This is a genomic window from Streptomyces sp. NPDC032721 (genome assembly GCF_055579625.1).
Genome location: NZ_JBVIMX010000040.1, coordinates 19024 through 36753, shown reverse-complemented (window position 1 = coordinate 36753; position 17730 = coordinate 19024). Strand labels below are relative to the sequence as shown.

At 73.0% G+C, this 17730-nt stretch carries 13 protein-coding genes; 6 read left to right on the top strand and 7 right to left on the bottom strand.

Features of this window, described 5'->3' with window-relative positions; translation table 11 throughout:
* Positions 1-131: 131 nt before the first annotated feature.
* From ACZ5PB_RS42015 to yczE, 4 genes are all read right to left on the bottom strand, one after another.
* Positions 132-506, bottom strand: coding sequence for an RNA polymerase-binding protein RbpA (locus tag ACZ5PB_RS42015; protein ID WP_142215978.1), 375 nt, complete (start codon positions 504-506; stop codon positions 132-134).
* Between the two features lie 259 nt (positions 507-765).
* A complete protein-coding gene (locus ACZ5PB_RS42010) occupies positions 766-2115 on the bottom strand; it encodes an MFS transporter (RefSeq protein ID WP_468698873.1) in 1350 nt (449 codons plus the stop codon).
* Positions 2116-2171: 56 nt separating this feature from the next.
* Entirely contained in the window at positions 2172-2942 is a 771-nt protein-coding gene (locus ACZ5PB_RS42005; protein WP_468698871.1) for a glycerophosphodiester phosphodiesterase family protein, read from the bottom strand.
* The gene (gene yczE / locus ACZ5PB_RS42000) at positions 2939-3628 is read right to left on the bottom strand and encodes a membrane protein YczE (protein ID WP_468698870.1); all 690 of its coding nucleotides are present in this window, start codon (positions 3626-3628) and stop codon (positions 2939-2941) included. Before yczE ends, ACZ5PB_RS42005 begins: the two co-directional genes overlap by 4 nt.
* 100 nt (positions 3629-3728) lie before the next feature.
* On the opposite strand from yczE, the gene ACZ5PB_RS41995 reads away from it, so the two are divergent.
* On the top strand, positions 3729-5231 hold the full coding sequence (locus tag ACZ5PB_RS41995; RefSeq protein WP_468698869.1) for an SCO1417 family PLP biosynthesis transcription factor: 1503 nt from the start codon (positions 3729-3731) through the stop codon (positions 5229-5231).
* 87 nt (positions 5232-5318) lie between these two features.
* Here the strand turns inward: ACZ5PB_RS41995 and ACZ5PB_RS41990 are convergent, their stop codons facing one another.
* Both ACZ5PB_RS41990 and ACZ5PB_RS41985 read right to left on the bottom strand, forming a co-directional pair.
* The gene (locus ACZ5PB_RS41990; protein WP_468698868.1) at positions 5319-6884 is read right to left on the bottom strand and encodes a hypothetical protein; all 1566 of its coding nucleotides are present in this window, start codon (positions 6882-6884) and stop codon (positions 5319-5321) included.
* 36 nt (positions 6885-6920) lie between these two features.
* Positions 6921-7115 carry a hypothetical protein gene (locus tag ACZ5PB_RS41985; protein WP_018534760.1) on the bottom strand — a complete coding sequence of 65 codons (195 nt, stop codon included), beginning with the start codon at positions 7113-7115 and terminating at the stop codon, positions 6921-6923.
* Positions 7116-7372: 257 nt separating this feature from the next.
* Between ACZ5PB_RS41985 and ACZ5PB_RS41980 the strand changes: the two genes are divergently transcribed.
* The 5 genes from ACZ5PB_RS41980 to ACZ5PB_RS41960 all read left to right on the top strand — a co-directional run bounded on the left by ACZ5PB_RS41980 (position 7373) and on the right by ACZ5PB_RS41960 (position 16922).
* A complete protein-coding gene (locus ACZ5PB_RS41980) occupies positions 7373-7765 on the top strand; it encodes an ankyrin repeat domain-containing protein (RefSeq protein ID WP_468698866.1) in 393 nt (130 codons plus the stop codon).
* Positions 7766-8044: 279 nt separating this feature from the next.
* Positions 8045-9463 carry a HEAT repeat domain-containing protein gene (locus ACZ5PB_RS41975; protein ID WP_468698864.1) on the top strand — a complete coding sequence of 473 codons (1419 nt, stop codon included), beginning with the start codon at positions 8045-8047 and terminating at the stop codon, positions 9461-9463.
* Between the two features lie 234 nt (positions 9464-9697).
* Entirely contained in the window at positions 9698-11224 is a 1527-nt protein-coding gene (locus tag ACZ5PB_RS41970; RefSeq protein ID WP_468698862.1) for a hypothetical protein, read from the top strand.
* 64 nt (positions 11225-11288) lie between these two features.
* Positions 11289-12179, top strand: coding sequence for a hypothetical protein (locus tag ACZ5PB_RS41965; protein WP_468698860.1), 891 nt, complete (start codon positions 11289-11291; stop codon positions 12177-12179).
* A 39-nt stretch (positions 12180-12218) separates the two neighbouring features.
* Positions 12219-16922, top strand: coding sequence for a hypothetical protein (locus ACZ5PB_RS41960; protein WP_468698858.1), 4704 nt, complete (start codon positions 12219-12221; stop codon positions 16920-16922).
* 96 nt (positions 16923-17018) lie between these two features.
* Here ACZ5PB_RS41960 and ACZ5PB_RS41955 read toward each other — a convergent pair whose 3' ends face one another.
* Positions 17019-17468, bottom strand: coding sequence for a hypothetical protein (locus tag ACZ5PB_RS41955; protein ID WP_468698857.1), 450 nt, complete (start codon positions 17466-17468; stop codon positions 17019-17021).
* Positions 17469-17730 lie beyond the last annotated feature (262 nt).

Sequence of the window (17730 nt, the reverse complement as noted above, 5' to 3'; positions counted from 1 at the left end):
TCCCCCCCTCCCCACCCCCCCCCCCCCCCCCCCCCCCCCACCCCCCCCCCCCCCCCCCCCCCCCCCCCTCCCCCCCCCCCCCCGCGGCTCTTGCGCTGTACTTCTCCAGTGGCCCTTCGCCGGTGAGGGCGTCAGGCGGACTTGCGGCTGTCCCGCGGATGCACAGCGATGTTCATGGCGCCAGAACGCAGTACCGCGAGCCTTTCGGCCAGGACCTCTTCGAGTTCCTCGCGGGTGCGTCGCTCCATGAGCATGTCCCAGTGCGTACGCGCGGGCTTGCCCTTCTTCTCCTCCGGCCCATCGCCGTCCACAAGGAGTGCCTGGGTCCCGCAGACCTTGCACTCCCACTCCGGCGGAATTTCCGCTTCCACGGAGAAGGGCATCTCAAAGCGATGGCCCTTCTCACATGCGTACTCCACCGCCTGGCGCGGGGCCAGATCGATGCCGCGGTCCGTCTCGTAGCTGGTAACCACGAGCCGCGTACCGCGGAGAGCTCGCTCACTCATGAATCGTGCCTCCCGGGCTTGTCGCCCACAGGACAGGTGTTGTCGCTGTCGTCGTTATCCGGTCAACGTCCGGTCGGCGGTAAAGATTCCCGTTGCGGGTCAGTGCGTCGCCCGTCGTGCCGCCCCTTGTTGTACCCACCAGTGACCGCTTTGTCACATCTGACATCAGATGTCACCCACTCTTTTTCCTGCGCAAGCACGCAGTAACGGTCCGCCTGGTAAGCCAAAGGCGTACACTACCGGCCTTTTACTTCAAGGTCTAAATTCTTTCCGGTACGGGGTTTCCGGCCGCCGCCACGGCCCGCCTCACGGGTACCCGCGCGAGCAGGATGAACCCCACGAGGAAGAAGACCACCAGGGAGATGATGGCGTCCCGGTAGCTTCCCGTCAGCTGGAAGGCCAGACCGAACACCAGCGGCCCCAGCCAGCTCATGCCCCGGTCGCTCATCTCGTATGCGGAGAAGTACTCGGCCTCCTTGCCGCGCGGCACCAGGTGCGAGAACAGCGAGCGGGACAGTGCCTGGCTGCCGCCGAGCACCAGGCCGATCGCAGCCGCCAGCACGAAGAACCAGACGGGTGCCCCGGCAGGGAGGAAATACCCCACGCCGATCGTCAGCGTCCAGGCGACGAGCGAACCGAGAATGGTCCGCTTGGCGCCGTACCGCTGGGCCAGACGCCCCATGCCGAGTGCCCCGAAGATCGCCAGGACCTGGACGAGGAGGATGGCCGTGATCAGGGTCGTCTGGTCGAGGCCCAGTTCCTCGGAGCCGTATACCGACGCCTGGGAGATCACCGTCTGGACGCCGTCGTTGTAGACCAGATAGGCCAGCAGGAACGACAGCGTCAGCGGGTGCCTGCGCATGTCCTTGAGGGTGGCGACCAGCTGCCGCCAGCCCTGGCCCATGGTCAGCCGGGTGCCGTCGGTGGCCACCTTGCGGTCCCGCAGCCGGCGCAGCGGGATCAGGGCGAAGGCGCCCCACCACACCCCGGCCGACGCCAGACAGATCCGTACCGCCTCGGACTCGCTCACGCCGAAGGAGTCGTGGCCGGTGTAGAGCACCAGATTGAGCACCAGGACCAGGGCGCCCGAGGCGTAGCCGAAGGCCCAGCCCCGGGAGGACACCCGGTCGCGCTCGTCGGGGGTGGCGATCTGCGGCAGGTAGGCGTTGTAGAGCGCCATGGAGACGGACAGGGACGCGTTGGCGAGGATCAGCAGCAGCGCGCCCAGCAGATAGCGGTCGCCGTCCAGGAAGAACATGCCCGCGGTGGCGGTCGCCCCCAGGTACGCGGCGGCGGCGAGCAGCGGCTTCTTGCGTCCCGTGCGGTCGGCGATCGCGCCGACCACGGGCATCACCAGCACCGCGAGGATCACCGAGAGGGACACCGCGTACGCGAACAGGGAGCCCGCCCGCACCGGGATGCCTAGCGGGTGGACGAAGCCCGCCGGGTCGGCGGCGGCCTTGGCGACCGTCGTCAGATAGGGGCCGAGGAAGACGGTCAGCACACTCGTGGAGTACACGGAGCACGCGAAGTCGTAGAAGTACCAGCCGCGTTGCTCGCGTCCGCGGTCCGCCGCGGCTTCCTGCGGCTCCCCTGCATCGGCCTTCACGCGCGCTCCCCGTCCCGGTCCCCGTACCGACGCGACTACGGGTGAGGGAGTACGGGTCAGGCCCAGGCCCCCCGCTCGGTCAGCACCGACCGCAGCGTCGCGATCTGGTCCGTCATGATGCCATCCACACCGAGATCGACAAGGGCCCTCATCCGGTCCGCGTCGTTGATCGTCCACACGTGGACCCGCAGGCCCAGCGCGTGCGCCGTCGTCACGAAACGCCGGTCCACCACGCGTACCCCGTTCTGGGTCTCCGGCACCTGGGCGCAGACCGCCCCCCGCCGCAGCGGGGCGGGAACGCCCAGCGAGCGCAGCCGCAGCGCCAGCACGCCCCGGACGCCGTACGACGTGGCCAGGCGCGGTCCGGCGAGGCGCTGGGCCCTGGCGACCCGGCCCTCGTTGAACGAGCCCACGCAGATCCGGTCCCAGGAGTTCGTACGGCGGACCAGGTCGACCAGGGGGAGCAGGGCGGGCTCCGCCTTGAGGTCGACGTTCCAGCGGGCCTCGGGGAACTCCTCCAGGAGTTCCTCGAACAGCGGGAGGGGTTCGGTGCCCGCCACGCGCGCGTGGCGCACCCGGTCCCAGGGCAGGTCCGCGATCCTGCCGCCGGTGTCGGTGACCCGGTCCAGGGTCGGGTCGTGGAAGGCGACCAGCCTGCCGTCGGCGGTGGTGTGGACGTCGGTCTCGAAGTACCGGTAGCCCTGCTCGGCGGCGCGCCGGAAGGCGGCCGAGGTGTTCTCCAGGCCGTCGGCCGCCCCGCCGCGGTGGGCGAACGGGACGACCGGTCCCGGATGGTCCAGGTAGCTGTGCTGAGGTGCGCGGTTCACCCGGGCAGTATCGCCCGCTCCGGCGCGTCACCGGCGCTCGGCTCCGCGGCCGGCGTCGCTTCAGGCTTCGCGATCGGCTGTGCGTCCTGCTTCGCGGGAGCGGCGAACAGGCGAAGGAAGAACTGGGCCAGCGGGCCGATCGCCAGCGCGTACGCCACCGTGCCCACGCCCACCGACCCGCCCAGCAGGAACCCGGCGGCCACCACCGCGATCTCGATGCCGGTGCGCACGAGACGGATCGAGCGTCCGGTCAGCCGGTGCAGCCCGGTCATCAGACCGTCGCGCGGGCCCGGACCGAAACGGGCGGCGATGTACAGGCCGGTCGCCAGCCCGTTGACCACGATCCCACCGGCCAGCAGCCCGATCCTGGCGGGCAGCGAGTGCATCTCCGGTACGAGGGCCAAGGTGGCGTCCATCGCGAGGCCGACGACGAACACGTTGGAGACGGTGCCCAGGCCGGGGCGCTGCCGGATCGGTATCCAGACCAGCAGCACGGCCGCCCCGATGATGATCGACACCACCCCGATGCTCAGTCCGGTGTGCTTGGCGACCCCCTGGTCCAGCACGCTCCACGGCGAGAGGCCGAGCCCTGCCTGGACCAGCACCGCCGCACTCGCTCCGTACAGCGCCAGTCCCACGTACAGCTGGGACAGCCGTCGGAAGAGTTCTGCGGGTGAACCGGACATGGAGTGCTCCTCGGGTAGTGCTGGTGGACCGACGCATGACACTCTGTGGCCCGTAAGGACGAGCCAACCATGGCCAATCCGGGGAAGGTGGACTGATTTCATGGCGCAGTGGACTTCGGCTGTGGGGGCGACCCAGCTCGCCCGCCAGCTCGCCTCCCAGCAGTCGCGGCCGGCCGGCCCCGGTGCCCGCAAGCCGCCCGCCTACCGGGCGCTCGCCGACGGAGTGCGGCTGCTCGTGCTGGAGGGCCGGGTGCCGGTCGCGGCCCGGCTGCCCGCCGAACGTGAACTCGCGGTGGCCCTCGCGGTCAGCCGCACCACCGTCGCCGCCGCCTACGAGGCGCTGCGGGCCGAGGGCTTCCTGGAGTCCCGCAGGGGCGCGGGCAGCTGGACGGCGGTACCGGCCGGAAACCCGCTGCCCGCGCGCGGCCTCGAACCCATGCCGCCGGAGTCCCTGGGCAGCGTCATCGACCTCGGCACCGCCTCCCTCCCCGCGCCCGAGCCCTGGCTCACCCGGGCCGTCCAGGGCGCCCTGGAGGAGCTGCCGCCCTACGCCCACACCCACGGCGACTACCCGGCCGGACTGCCCGCCCTGCGGCAGATGCTCGCCGACCGGTACACCGCCAAGGGCATCCCGACCATGCCCGAACAGATCATGGTCACCACCGGCGCGATGGGCGCCATGGACGCCATCTGCCACCTGTTCGCCGGACGCGGCGAGCGGATCGCCGTCGAGTCGCCCAGCTACGCCAACATCCTCCAGCTGATGCGCGAGGCGGGGGCCAGGCTGGTGCCCGTCGCGATGGCGGAGGGCCTGACCGGCTGGGACCTGCCGCGCTGGCGGCAGGTGCTGCGGGACGCGGCCCCCCGGCTCGCGTACGTCGTCGCCGACTTCCACAACCCCACCGGCGCCCTGGCCGACGAGGACCAGCGCCGGGCCCTGGTCGAGGCGGCCCGCTCGGCGGGCACCGTCCTGGTCGCCGACGAGACGATGACCGAACTCCACCTGGACGACGACGCCGACGGGATGCCGCGTCCGGTCTGCTCCTTCGACCCGGCGGGCAGCACCGTCCTGACCGTCGGCTCGGCCAGCAAGGCGTTCTGGGCCGGCATGCGCATCGGCTGGGTGCGGGCGGCCCCCGAGGTCATCCGCAGCCTGGTCTCGGCACGCGCGTACGCCGACCTCGGCACGCCCGTACTGGAGCAGCTCGCCATCAACTGGCTGATGAGCACCGGCGGCTGGGAGCAGGCGGTGGCGGTCCGGCGCGCCCAGGCCAGGGAGAACCGGGACGCCCTGGTCGCGGCGGTCCGCAGGGAGCTGCCGGACTGGCAGTTCGACGTACCGGCCGGCGGGCTGACCCTGTGGGTGCGCACCGGGGGCCTTTCGGGATCACGGATCGCCGCGGTGGGGGAGCGGGTCGGCGTACGGGTGCCGTCCGGGCCCCGCTTCGGGGTGGACGGGGCCTTCGAGGGCTATGTGCGACTGCCGTTCACGGTGAGCGGCCCGGTGGCGGAGGAGGCGGCGGTACGGCTGGCCGCGGCGGCACGGCTCGTCGAATCGGGCGCGAGCTCGGGCACGGAGTCGCCGCGCAGCTCGGTGGCGTAGCCGCAGCCACAGCCACAGCCCAAGAGCCCGCGTCCCGGTGCGGACGCGGGCTCTTCGGCGTATGTACTCAGCCCTCGGCGTACGTACTCAGCCCTCGGCGGGAACCGGCGCCTGGATCTCCTGGGTCGGGTCCCGGTCCTCCACGGGCACGGACCGCTCCGGCAGCAGGTCCAGTACGGCCTGCCGGTGCGCGTCGCTCGTGGCGTCGTCGTACGGGTCGGGCGTGACCGGCACCTGGACCCGCATCACCGGACCCGTGCCGAGCCGGGCGTAACCCCGCCCCGGCGGGACGTCGGGCGTCGGGGTGGTGTGCGGCGGCACTCCCAGGATCTCCGCCACCTCCTCGGGGGAGGCGGGGCCGAGCACGGCACGCGCACGCGTGTGCGCGCGTACCGATTCGCTGACGGTGTCCACGGAGTCGAACTGCTCGGCCACCACCACCGTCACATTGGCGGCCCTGCCGTGCCGCAGCGGCACCTGGAGCAGTTGCTGCGGGTCGGTGCGGCCGTCGGCCGCCGCCAGGTGCCCGAAGACGCTGGGCCGGTCGAGCAGGATCCACAGCGGTCGTCGGGTGTCCTCGGGGGCGGGACTGCCCGCCTGCCGGGCCCGGTTGGCGGAGATCAGCCGCCGCTCGGTCTCGGCCGACGCCCACTCCAGGCTCGCCAGCGCGCCGGACAGACCGCACTCGACGGCCAGCACACCGCTGCGGCCGGTGAGACAGGCGTACTCGCCGGTGCCGCTGCCCTCCGCGATCAGGACGTCGCCGTCCTCCAGCGCCTGGAGCGCGATGGACCGCAGCAGGCTGGTGGTGCCACTGCCCGGCTGGCCGACGACCAGCAGGTGGGGCTCGGTGGAACGCGGCCCCGTGCGCCAGATCACCGGGGTGGCGTCGAACTCCCCGTCGCCCCCCTGGACCGGCACCGTGCGGGGCACCGCGTCGGCGTCGGTGAAGCCGAGGACGGTCTCGCCGGGAGCGGTGACGAAGCGCTGGGCGGCGATCGTCGTCGGCAGGGCGTCCAGCACCGTCATGACGAGCTGGTTGCCCTCCTCGTCCCAGTCGAAGCGGTACTCGCGGCCACGCCCCGACTTGGCGTGCAGAAGCTGTTCGATGCGGGCCCTGGACGCGGCCTCGCCGTCGGTGAAGTACGCGGGATAGCGGATCAGCAGCCGGGAGGGGCGGCCGGTGTCGTCGAATTCGTACTCGCTGAAGGCCTTGTCCCACTCGCCGCCGTGCGCGAAGAGCGGGTCGGGGTCCTCGGGGACCGAGAAGTAGGGCACCAGCGCCTCGTAGAGCGACTGGAGCCGCTCCGTCTCGGCGGGGGCCGGGCCGGTCTGTACGGGGGCGCGCTCATGCCCCTTCCAGGCGGCCGCGGCCATCACCGTGATCAGGGCGAGCAGCGGCCCGTACGGGATGAGCGCGACCACCAGGACGACCGAGCCCACCAGGAACAGCGCGGGACCGCGCTTCTCCTTCGGGGTGGCCGCCCATCTGGCACGACCGGCCGCGGCCAGCTTGCGCAGGCCGCGACTGATCGTGATCAGGGGATGGAGCACGTCCGTGGCGCTGTCGGCCGCAGTGCGCGCCAGCTCGCGGCTGCGGGCCACCGAGGCACTGCCGCTGCTCAGAATGCGGGGGAGGGGACGCCGGGCCACGTCGGACTCCTGAGGTGGGGGTGGGTGGAGGTGGGGTCAGAACTTGATCCCGCCCAAAAGGCTGGCGAGGCTCGCTCCTCCGGCCTTGATGCTCGGGGCGATGGCGGTGCCTGCGAGGTAGAAGCCGAAGAGTGCGCAGACCAGGGCGTGGGACGCCTTCAGTCCGTCCTTCCGGAAGAACAGGAAGACGATGATGCCGAGCAGCACGACACCGGAGATGGACAGGATCATGAGAGTTCTCCTGGTTGAGGGGGACAGTCACCATGAGTCCTTCCAGGCTCACAGAAAGTATCCATGCCGCAAATCGTGCAGTCGGGTTAAATTTCGTATTTTTCACTGGACTGGCAGAGCTGGATCCGCTCGCGGTGATCTTTGCCGCCCGAGGACCGGGTCATGTGGTCCGGCGGGCCAGTACCCTGACGATTCACTCGTACGGCTCTCCCGCCGTGCGCCCCTGGTCAAGGCATGTGAAAGGCAGGCTGTCCGCGATGAGCGAAGCTCCGGACCCCGAGGTCGTCGAACTGGCGACCAAGATTTTCGACCTCGCCCGTCAGGGCGAGGCGGAGTCCCTTGCCGCGTACGTCGACGCGGGTGTCTCGCCGGACCTCACCAACGACCACGGGCAGACCCTGGTGATGCTCGCCGCGTACCACGGCCACGCGCGCGCGGTCGAAGCACTGCTGGCGCGCGGCGCGGACGCGAACCGGGCCAATGACCGGGGCCAGACCCCGCTCGCCGGTGCGGTCTTCAAGGGTGAGGACGAGGTGGTCCGGGTGCTGGTCGCCGGCGGCGCCGATCCGGCGGCCGGGACGCCTTCCGCGCTGGACACAGCGCGGATGTTCGACAAGAAGGACCTGCTTGAGCTGTTCGGCGCCAGCTGACAGCTTCTTGGGTGGGGAGTCCGGGGGGCGTCGTAAATGTGGTCGCGGTGCGGAAATGGCTGGGCCATCATGACGACGGATTCACAAACACCAGGTGCGGGCATGAGTCGCCGCATTACGGAAATGTGGAACGGGCCCACTCCGGGCCACCGACGAGAGGCAGAGGAAGATGGTCTACACCAAGCAAGAGACTGTGACGGGCGGCCCAGCATGTTGTCGCGCGGCGTAGGCACGGCATGATTCCCGGTTGCGTCGACAGCTTGATGTGAGGCTTTTTCCATGTTTGATCCAGTCATAGCGCCGAGCGGCACCTTGCTCGGCCTCCTGCAGAGGGGCCGGGGTGACGGCACGCTGCACGCGCTCGCCGCACCCCGCCCGGAAGCCCTCGCGGCCCTGCACCACTGCGTGACGAACGACCCCCGCCACGACTGGCAGGTCGAGAACCGATCGCTCTACTACGCACGCCTCTACCTGGACCTCGACGGCGGTCTCGAAGAGATCGAGCGGCACCTCTTCGACGCCGAGGACGTCCTGGACACCGACGAGAACCGGACCGGGCTCGCGCTCGCGGTCCTCGGGCACCTCGCCTCGTACGGCAGGGACGACGCCCTCGTGCTGCTGCGCTCGTACGCGAAGACCGGCGCCAACTGGGCCTGGGCGCTCGACGAACTCGCCCTGCGCGACGACGACAGCGGGCTGCGCTCGCTGGCGGGCCCCGTGCTCGCCCGGTTCGACGCGACCCCCGAGGGGGACGCGGAGCTGGCCGCCGCCGTGCGCGACGCCTATGAGCCCAGGCCCTGGCGGCTGTGGGCCGAGGATCCCCGGGCCGCCGTCGGCGGCCGGGTGCGGGCGGCGCGCGAACAGGGGTCCTTCGACCGCTGGCAGCGCCAGATGCGCACCTCGGGGCCGCGCCCCGAGTGGAGCGTCGAAGCCGTCTTCGAGTGGGCCCAACAGGGCCTGGAGCGCGGGTCCGTACTGCATGTGCCGGCCGCCCGCTGCCTGTCGGCGGTCGCGGGTCCCGAGGACCGCCCGACGATCCTCGGCGTGGCACGGAGCGGGGTGGACGGAGCCCGTTGCACGGCACTGCACTACCTGGCGGAGTCCCGTGACCCAGCCGTGCTCGATCTGATCGAGGACGCCGCGCAGAGCCCCTCGTCCACCGTGGCCGAGGCCGCCGTCGCCGCCTTCGAGCGGATGTGCGGACCCGAGGCCGTCGACCGGGCCAGGGGCTGGGTCCACCGGCCGGACGCCCTGGGCGCCTCGGCGGCGGGCGTACTGGCCTGCCGGGGCGGGGCGGCGGACGCCCCACTGGTCCTCGGCGCACTGCGCGAAGCCGTCCGTGCCGACGGCCCCGACACCCCCCGGGTGTGGACCCTCGTGGACGGCGCCGGCCGGCTCGGCATCGCCGCCGCGGCCCCCGTGCTGCGCCACATCTACCGCGAGACCGCCTCCTCCCACCTGCGGCAGCGCGCAGCGGGCGCCCTGGCCGCCACCGATCCGTCCTTCGCCTCCGGCTTCGCCGTCGAGTGCCTCTGGGACTGCGAGGAGACGACGCGGGAAGTCGCCGCACGGCACGCCGAGACCGGCGACGCGCGGGTGGCCGACCGGCTCCGGCGGCTGGCCGCCGACCCGGCCGAGGAGGCCGAGGTGCAGACCGCCGTACGGAGCAGGTTCGGTCCGGACGCCACCGCCGTTTGAGCGGTACGACGGCGAACGGGCGCACGAGCGGGGCGGGCAAGAGCCGAACGGGCAAGAGCGGGGCGGGGTGTTCCGGAGCGATCCGGGTCACCCCGCCCGCAGCCTCCGCCCGCTGCCCGGGCCGGACTTGCCGCCGCGCCCAGCGCCTTGGCGCACCCCGCTCCACCCCTGCGGCAAGCGTTCCCATCTGGGCCGTTTCGACCGTTGTCAGTGCGAGGACCTAATCTGTGCCACGTGACTTCGCCTGCCTCGACGGAATTGGTTCCGCCCCAGCTCAGCGCGGGGCCGCGGCCCGCCCAGGGCCCGGCCGCCGACGAAGGGCTCGCGCGGCGCCTTCGTGCGCTCGCCTGCACCGCGCCGCTGCACGACCTCGACGTGCGCAAGGCGAACCTCGCCGGTGAGTACACGGTCTACGCGATGGCCGAGGTCGCCCTCTCCGCGATCGACCTGATCACGCTCAACATGGACTTCGACACCGGCGCCGACCACGACCAGATCGTCGCCAGGCTGCTGCCGAGGATCGCCGCCCAGGCCCCCCGCCGCCCGGCCGCCGAGCACGAGCGCGTCGCCCGCTGGGTGCTGGAGAACCTGGTCAACGTCGGCAGCGTCGACCGCGGCTTCCGCGCCGTCTACGGAACGTTCGGCACCGACGGCATCTACACCCGCCGCGACTACGACTTCAAGCTCGTCGAAGAGGTCGCCGGATACGGCGGCGGGGTGTTCCTGCGCACCACCGACGAAGCCGTCAACGTCCTGGTCGGCGCCCTCGACACCGACGTCACCAGCGCCCAGATCGCCGCCGAGGTCAAGCTGGAGGTCCTGATCAACCGGGGCCGCCTCGCCGACGCCCAGCTCGCCGCCGAACAGGCCCGCTACCGCACCGTCCAGTACGCCGAGACCCTGCGCCGCACCCTGGAGGCCACCCGGCGCAACGTCCGCGCGGTCGACTGGCTCAACGCCGTACCCGACATGATCGCCGAGGCCCTCGACCACGTAGCCGACCGCTACCGGCACGAGAACGCGATCCTCACCAACATCCGCAAGGCCCGCGACGAGTCCGAGGAGCCCGAGCACAAGCGCCGCGCCGCCGAACTCGTCGACATCGTCAAGGACTGCATCCGCCGCCACACCCAGCTCCAGTCCCGCCTCCTGGAGGCGGGACCGCTGTTCCGCGCCGAGCAGGACCGGCAGGCCTTCGCACCGGCCTCCGCGCACTCCGGACTCGACCTCTACGGACAGCTCGTGGCACCGGTACTGCCGCTGCCCCTGGAACAGGCGATCCGCGTCACCGACGCCTTCTTCGCGCACGGCGCGGGACTGCGCACCCCCACCTCCGTACGCGTCGGCGACCTGGTCGACATACTGCTCAGCCCGCCCGCCGAGCGCGAGCACCTCGGCGTCGAGATGCCCGAACCCGACCTGATCGCCACCCCCGACGACAGCCGGTTCAGCGAGGAGCAGCTCGCCGACGCCCTGGAGATCCTCGACCTGCCGCACGACGCGCCCCGCCGCCTCTCCGGACTGCTCGCCGACGCCCGCCGCCGCGACGGCGAACTCCCGTACCTGGTGGCCCTGCTGGCCGTGCACGCCGCCAGCCCGCCCGTCGGGACGGCGTACCGGCAGGGCGAGGAGCGGCTGCTGTTCGCCGTCGACGACGGCACTCAGCTCGACGACCCCGAGTTCGGCGGGGCGGACCTGATCGTCGGCACCGCCCTGCTCGACGCGGCCGGCATGGCGTCCGACCGGGCGGAGGCCTCATGAGACACCCCCGCACACACCACCCCGTCACTCCCGAGACCCCCACCGAAGCCGAGGAGCAGCAGCCGTGAGCGAGACCCACGCAGAGCACACCGCGTGGACCGGCGACGCCGTCGACGCGCCCGCGGTCCCCGTCGCGGTGACCCCCGCCGACGCGGCCGACGCCGCGCGCCTGGTCTCCTTCGGCCTCCAGCCCAAACTGCTCCCCGCCCGCGACGCCGAATACGCCGAACTGCTGCGCCGCTACCGCGAGGAGGCTCCCTTCGCCCGGCTCGCCGACGCGGTCGCCACCGGCCTCGGCCTGGTCGTCCTGGAGGTGTCCACGCGCGCGGGGATGGCCGTCTCGGCCGGTGAGGACTCCGTCTTCGCCGTCCGCATGGGCGACTACGCGCGCCGTGCCTCCGCCGAGTCCGCCGACCGTTTCCTGCACGGCCTGGCCCACCTCGCCGTGGCCGCCATGGCCTTCCCGCGCCCCGAGGACCTCGCCGACGACGGGTACGTGGGACGGCTCACGGTCAACGGCGTGGACGCGTTCGTACGGCAGGCCTGCCGCCGCCTGGAGGAGCGCGCCGAGGAGGCCGGGGAGAACACCGACCCCGCCACCGAGGCCCCCGGCCTGGAGTCCGCCTGGCGGATCTACGCCCGCCGCAGCGCCACCGGCGCCACCAAGGACGCCCGCCGCCTCGCCGGATCCACCACCGGAATCGTCGGCAAGGCCGTCGCCTTCCTCACCGAATCCGGCTTCCTCCAGCGCACCGGCGACGACGCGGGCGGCGCCTACCGCACCACCGCCCGCTACCAGTTGCAGGTGCGCGACATGGCGGGCAGCGCCGCCATGGCCGAGCTGCTCGAACTGGGCGTCGTACCCGTCACCGACGGCACGGCCACCCTGGTGCCGCCGTCCGAGACCGACGACCTCGAACTGGCCGCCGACGCCGGCCTGCCGTTCCACGCGTAACACCCCGAGACGACTGAAAACGACTGAGAGTCCGCCGCCATGTACGAGTTGTCCCGGGTCCGCCTCTACTCCATCGGCCCCGCCGGAGCCCGCTACGCCGACACCGTCCTCGACCTGCGCGGGGTCGGTGCCCCGGTGCCCCACCCCGCGCCCGCCCAGGCGGAGTTCTTCGAGGACGAACCGGTCGGCCCGCCCCGCCGCCCCGCCCCCGCGGGCGTGCTCTTCCTGGAGAACGGCGGCGGAAAGTCCGTCCTGCTCAAGCTGATCTTCTCGGTCATGCTGCCCGGCCACCGCAACACCCTCGGCGGCGCCAGCTCCGGCGTGCTCCGCAAGTTCCTGCTCGCCGACGACTGCGGGCACGTCGCCCTGGAATGGCAGCACACCCTCACCGGCGAGTGCGTCGTCGTCGGCAAGGTCAGCGAGTGGCGCGGACGGCAGGTCTCCAACGACCCGCGCAAGTTCGCCGAGGCCTGGTACTCCTTCCGGCCGGGGCCCGGGCTGAGCCTGGACTCGCTGCCGGTCGCCGAGTCCACCGCCGTACGACGGCACGCCGAGGGCGTCTCCGGCGCCCAGGGCCGCCGCCGCACCATGAAGGGCTTCCGGGACGCGATCACCGAGGCCGCCAAGGCCTACCCGCACCTCGACGTCCACTTCGAGGAGATCCACGACCGCTGGAACGAGCACCTCACCGAGCTCGGCCTCGACCCCGAACTCTTCCGCTACCAGCGCGAGATGAACGCGGACGAGGGCGAGGCCGCGGGCCTCTTCGCGGTCAAGAAGGACTCCGACTTCACCGACCTGCTGCTGCGCGCCGTCACCGACACCCGCGACACCGACGGCCTCGCCGACCTGGTCCACGGCTTCGGCAACAAACTGGGCCGCCGCGCCGAGCTGATGGCCGAACGCGACTTCACCGCGGGCTCCGTCGACCTCCTGGGCCGCATCGTCGAAGCCGCCCAGGCGCGGGCGCGCACCCGCGACATCCACACCGCCTCCGAGCGCCGCACCCGCACCCTCTCCCGCCGACTCTCCGCCCGCGCCGCCGAGGAACGCGGCCGGACGGCGGAACTCGCCCAGCAGGTCGCCGCCGCCGCGCACACCGTCACCGAGGCCGAGACCGCCCGGGGCCACAGCTCCCTGATCGCCGCCGAACTCGCCTACCGGCACGCCTCACTGGCCCTCGCCGCCGCCGAGAAGGGCGCCGCCGCCCAGCGCCGCGAGCTCGCCGACGCCCGCACCCTGCACTCCGCCTGGCAGGCCGCCGAAGCGGTACTGCGCCACCGCGCCGCCGCCGACCGCTCCGCGCGCGTGGCCGTCGCCATCCGCGACGCCGAGCGCGACGCGGCCCCCGCCCTCGCCGCCCGCGCCACCGCGGCCGTCGATCTCGTACGGGCCCTGCACAGCGCCGCCGAGGACGGCGAACGGGTCGCCGCCGAACAGGAGGAGCGCTCCGCCGCCCTCCAGGAGACCGGCGAGGCCGCCCACCGCGACGCCACCGTCGCCGCCACCGAGGCACAGCGCGCCCGCAGCGAGATCGGCCACCTCCGCCAGCGCCTCACCGAGGTCGAGGCCGAGACGGCCGAGGCGGTACGGGCGGGCTGGCTCGACGACACCGCCCCCGACGCCGACCCGGCCCGCGCCGCACTGGCCGCCTCCGACGCCGAGAAGACCGCGGTCGCCGCCTGGGACACCGCCCGCGAAGCCGCCCGTACGACCGCGGAGCGGGCCCGCGAGGCAGCCGCCGAGGACGCCCGCGCCGAACTGACCGCCGCCCGCGCGGCGGACGCCGTGCGGGCGGCCACCGCCGCGCACGAGGCGGAGCACCGCGCCGCCGCGTCCCTCGCGGCCGAGGAGCGGCTCGCCGAACTTCTCAGCCTGCCGGGGGCCGCCGCCGCTGCCCCGGGCTTCCCCCAGCCGCGCAGCGGCGAAGCGTCCGACGAGCACGGAACAGGCCGCGACGGCTCGGTGCGTACGGAGTCCGCCCCGCGCCCCCTGCGCCCCGCCGCCGATGGCCCCCTCACCGTCGAGGAACTGGACCGCAACGCGGAGGAACTGCTTGCCCTCCTCGACCAGGGCATCGCCTCCGCCGAACGCCAGCTCTTCGAACTGCGCACCGCCGCCGCCGACGACTCCCGCATCCTCGGCGCCCTCGGCGACGGCGGACTGCTGCCGCCCAGCCCCGACGTCCTGGCCACCGTGGAGTACCTCGGCGAGCACGGCATCCCCGCCCTGCCCGGCTGGCGCTACCTCGCCCAGGCCGTCGACCCCGCCGACCACGCCGCCGTGCTCGCCGCCCGCCCCGAACTGGTCGACGGCGTCGTCATCACCGACCCCGACTCGCACGCACGCGCGCGTGACGTCCTCGCGGGCGCCGCCCTGCTGCCCCGCTCCGCCGTCGCCGTCGGCACGGCCTCCGCCCTGCTCGCCCCCGTCCCGGGAGCCGGCGGCGGAGCGACGGAACAGGGCTCGGTCTTCCTCGTACCGCCGAACCCGGCCATGCACGACGAGCACGCCGCCGACGAGGAACGGCAGGCGCTGCGGGCCAGGGCGGGCGTCCGCGACGAGGAGATCCGCACCCTCGCGGCCCGTCTCACCGGCGATCGCACCCTGGCCGCCCGGCTCGGCGCCTGGCGCGCGGACTGCCCGCCCGGCATGCTCGCCGAGCTGGCGGCGGCCTCGGCCACCGCCCGCGAAGCCGCCGAAGCCGCCGAGGCCGTCCTCACCGAGGCCCGTACGGTACGGGCCGAGGCCGACGAGGCCGCCGCTGACGCCGCCCGGGTACGCGACGAACGCCAGGAGGCCGCGCAGCGCGCCCGCCGCGTCGCCGACGTCCTCGCCGGCCTCGCCCACCGGCTGCGCGAGCGCGCCGGATGGCAGGCCAAACTGCGCGAACTCGCCGACGAGGCAGCCGAGTCGGAGGCCCGCGCCGCCACCCTCCTGGAGCGCGCCAAGGCCGCCGACGAGGACCGCCGCACTGCCCAGCGCACCGCCGACGACGCCCACCGCACCTCGCGCACCCTGCGTGCCGAACGGGCCGAGATCGCGGGCGCCCCCGAGACGCTTCCCGAGCCCGACCCGGACGCCCCGCGCTCGGCACTGCCCGCCCTGCGCGAGGCCTACCGCGCCGCCTCCCAGCTGTACGAGAAGGTCGGCGTCGGCGCCGACCTGCGCGCCGAACAGGCCCGCGCCGAGAGCGACGAGAGCGCCGCACTCGCCGAGCTCAACCGGCTCAGCAACAAGGTCCGCAACCGGGCCGGCCAGCTCCTGGAAGGCACCGACGGCGCCGACGGACCCTCCCGGCAGGCCGCCGCCGCCCGCGCCGAATCCCTCGTACAGACCCTGGAAACCCGGGCGTCCACCGCCAGCGAGCAGCTCGGACGGCTGCGCGGCGAGGCCGAGCGCCTGGCCCCCGAGGACGGCGAGTCGCACACCGTGCTGCCCGACGGCCTGGTGCCCGCCGACGCCGAGCACGCCCAGAGCCTGCTGCGCATGGCCACCGGCGAACTCGCCACCCGCACCGGTGCGCTGGACGTCGCCCGCGCCGCGCACGGCGAACTCCTGCACGCGCACCGCGCCGCCGAGGACGCGGCCGGCGGCTTCGACGAGACGGCCGCCCTCCTGCGGGACCTGCTGCGCGACCACCACCAGGACGAGGAGGGCCAGGAGGACCCCGAGCCCTACCCCGGCACCCTGGAGGAGGCCCGCAACTCGGCGGCGGAGGCCCGCCGTTCGCTGCGCGGCTGCGCGGCAGACCTGTCCTCGGCCGAGACCGCGGTACGGGAAGCCGCCGACGTCCTCGTCCGGCACGCCAACTCCACCCGCTACGAGCAGGTGCGCACCCCCGCCCGCCAGCAGATCCGGGAGCTGCCCGCAGCCGCCCTGCCCGAGCACGCGGCGGCCTGGGCGGCGGCGTTCGCACCCCGGCTGCGCGTACTGACCGACGAGCTGGCGCAGCTGGAGCGCAACCGCGACAGCATCGTCGACCGGCTGCGCGGACTCGTGGAGTCCGCGCTCGCCACCCTGCGGTCCGCGCAGCGGCTTTCCCAGCTGCCCGAAGGACTGGGGGAGTGGTCGGGGCAGGAGTTCCTGCGCATCCGCTTCGAGGAGCCCGATCAGGCCACTCTGGTCGAGCGGCTCGGCGAGGTCGTCGACGAGGCCACCCGGGCCGCCGTCAAGAAGAACTCGGACATGCGGCGCGACGGGATGTCGCTGCTGCTGCGCGGTGTGCAGGCGGCGCTCGAACCCAAGGGCATCGCCGTCGAGATCCTCAAGCCCGACGCCGTGCTCCGCGCCGAGCGGGTACCGGTGGGGCAGATGGGAGACGTGTTCTCCGGCGGGCAGCTGCTGACCGCCGCCATCGCCCTCTACTGCACGATGGCCGCCCTGCGCAGCAACGACCGGGGCCGCGACAAGCACCGGCACGCGGGCACGCTCTTCCTGGACAACCCGATCGGGCGCGCCAACGCGACGTATCTGCTGGAACTCCAGCGGGCGGTCTCGGACGCGCTCGGTGTGCAGTTGCTCTACACGACCGGCCTGTTCGACACCACGGCGCTCGCCGAGTTCCCGCTGGTCATCCGGCTGCGCAATGACGCGGACCTCAGGGCGGGGCTGAAGTACATCAGCGTCGAGGAGCACCTGCGGCCCGGACTGCCCCAGCAGAGCACCGAGGGCGAGACCATCCACGGCGAGATCACCGCGACCAGGATGTTCAAGCGGACCGAAGCGGTTCCGGCCGAGTGAACCACCCGCTCGCGAACACGAGCACCCCGCGCGGCAGTTCTCAGGCCCCCGGCCTCAGGCACTCAGGGTCCCAGCAGCCAGCCTGAGGCCCCGGCCTCAGGCCTCCGAGAGCTGCCGTGCCCCCCTGCGGTCCTGCCCCGGAGTGCGGCCCCTGTCCCGTTCCCGTATTCGCGCTTCCCTGCGCGCCGTGCGCCGGGCCGTCCTGCGCTCCCGCCGCAGCTGCCGCGCAGTACTGCTCGGGACGGACACCACGCCGTTGCGCTGGTTCCACACCTGGCGGGTGACCCACACGTCCAGCACGCCCCAGGTCGAGGCGACCGTACTCGCCACACTGCTGAGCACCATCGGGAACGCCAGCCAGGACCCGGTCAGGCTGAACAGGTACGCCGTCATCGCCTGGATCAGGGTCAGCGACACTATGACCACCGCCCGCACGGCGGACGTCCGTACCGGATCCGGCAGCCGCCAGCGCAGCGCGGGCTCCTCGACCCACAGCTGCCGGGGCACCCTCGCCTCCGGTTCCTCCGGAAGCTCCTCCGTCTTCATGACCCCACTCCCCACAGCTCAACCAAGGCCCGGAATAAGCGCCTTCAGCTCTCCCTGCCCGTCTTGTGCCGCTTTACGCAGCCGCCGGGCACCCCATTCGTCTCCCCGTACAAAAGGACGAACAAGCAGCACGAATGATTCCCGTGCCAGGGACCCGGTCGGACACCGAGCGAAGAGATCAAGCCATCCCCGAGGGTGCGCAAAATGGCGTACGCCCGGGTGTCCTGTGCCACAGGCGTGGTTGCCAACTCCCTTGATTCCG

What these genes read in the sequence shown, in the direction of transcription:
- ACZ5PB_RS42015 (WP_142215978.1), bottom strand. Translation starts at nt 506, where the DNA reads ATGAGTGAGCGAGCTCTCCGCGGTACGCGGCTCGTGGTTACCAGCTAC.
- ACZ5PB_RS41955 (WP_468698857.1), bottom strand. Translation starts at nt 17,468, where the DNA reads ATGAAGACGGAGGAGCTTCCGGAGGAACCGGAGGCGAGGGTGCCCCGG.
- ACZ5PB_RS41995 (WP_468698869.1), top strand. Translation starts at nt 3,729, where the DNA reads ATGGCGCAGTGGACTTCGGCTGTGGGGGCGACCCAGCTCGCCCGCCAG.
- ACZ5PB_RS41980 (WP_468698866.1), top strand. Translation starts at nt 7,373, where the DNA reads ATGAGCGAAGCTCCGGACCCCGAGGTCGTCGAACTGGCGACCAAGATT.
- ACZ5PB_RS41985 (WP_018534760.1), bottom strand. Translation starts at nt 7,115, where the DNA reads ATGATCCTGTCCATCTCCGGTGTCGTGCTGCTCGGCATCATCGTCTTC.
- ACZ5PB_RS41960 (WP_468698858.1), top strand. Translation starts at nt 12,219, where the DNA reads ATGTACGAGTTGTCCCGGGTCCGCCTCTACTCCATCGGCCCCGCCGGA.
- ACZ5PB_RS41975 (WP_468698864.1), top strand. Translation starts at nt 8,045, where the DNA reads ATGTTTGATCCAGTCATAGCGCCGAGCGGCACCTTGCTCGGCCTCCTG.
- yczE (WP_468698870.1), bottom strand. Translation starts at nt 3,628, where the DNA reads ATGTCCGGTTCACCCGCAGAACTCTTCCGACGGCTGTCCCAGCTGTAC.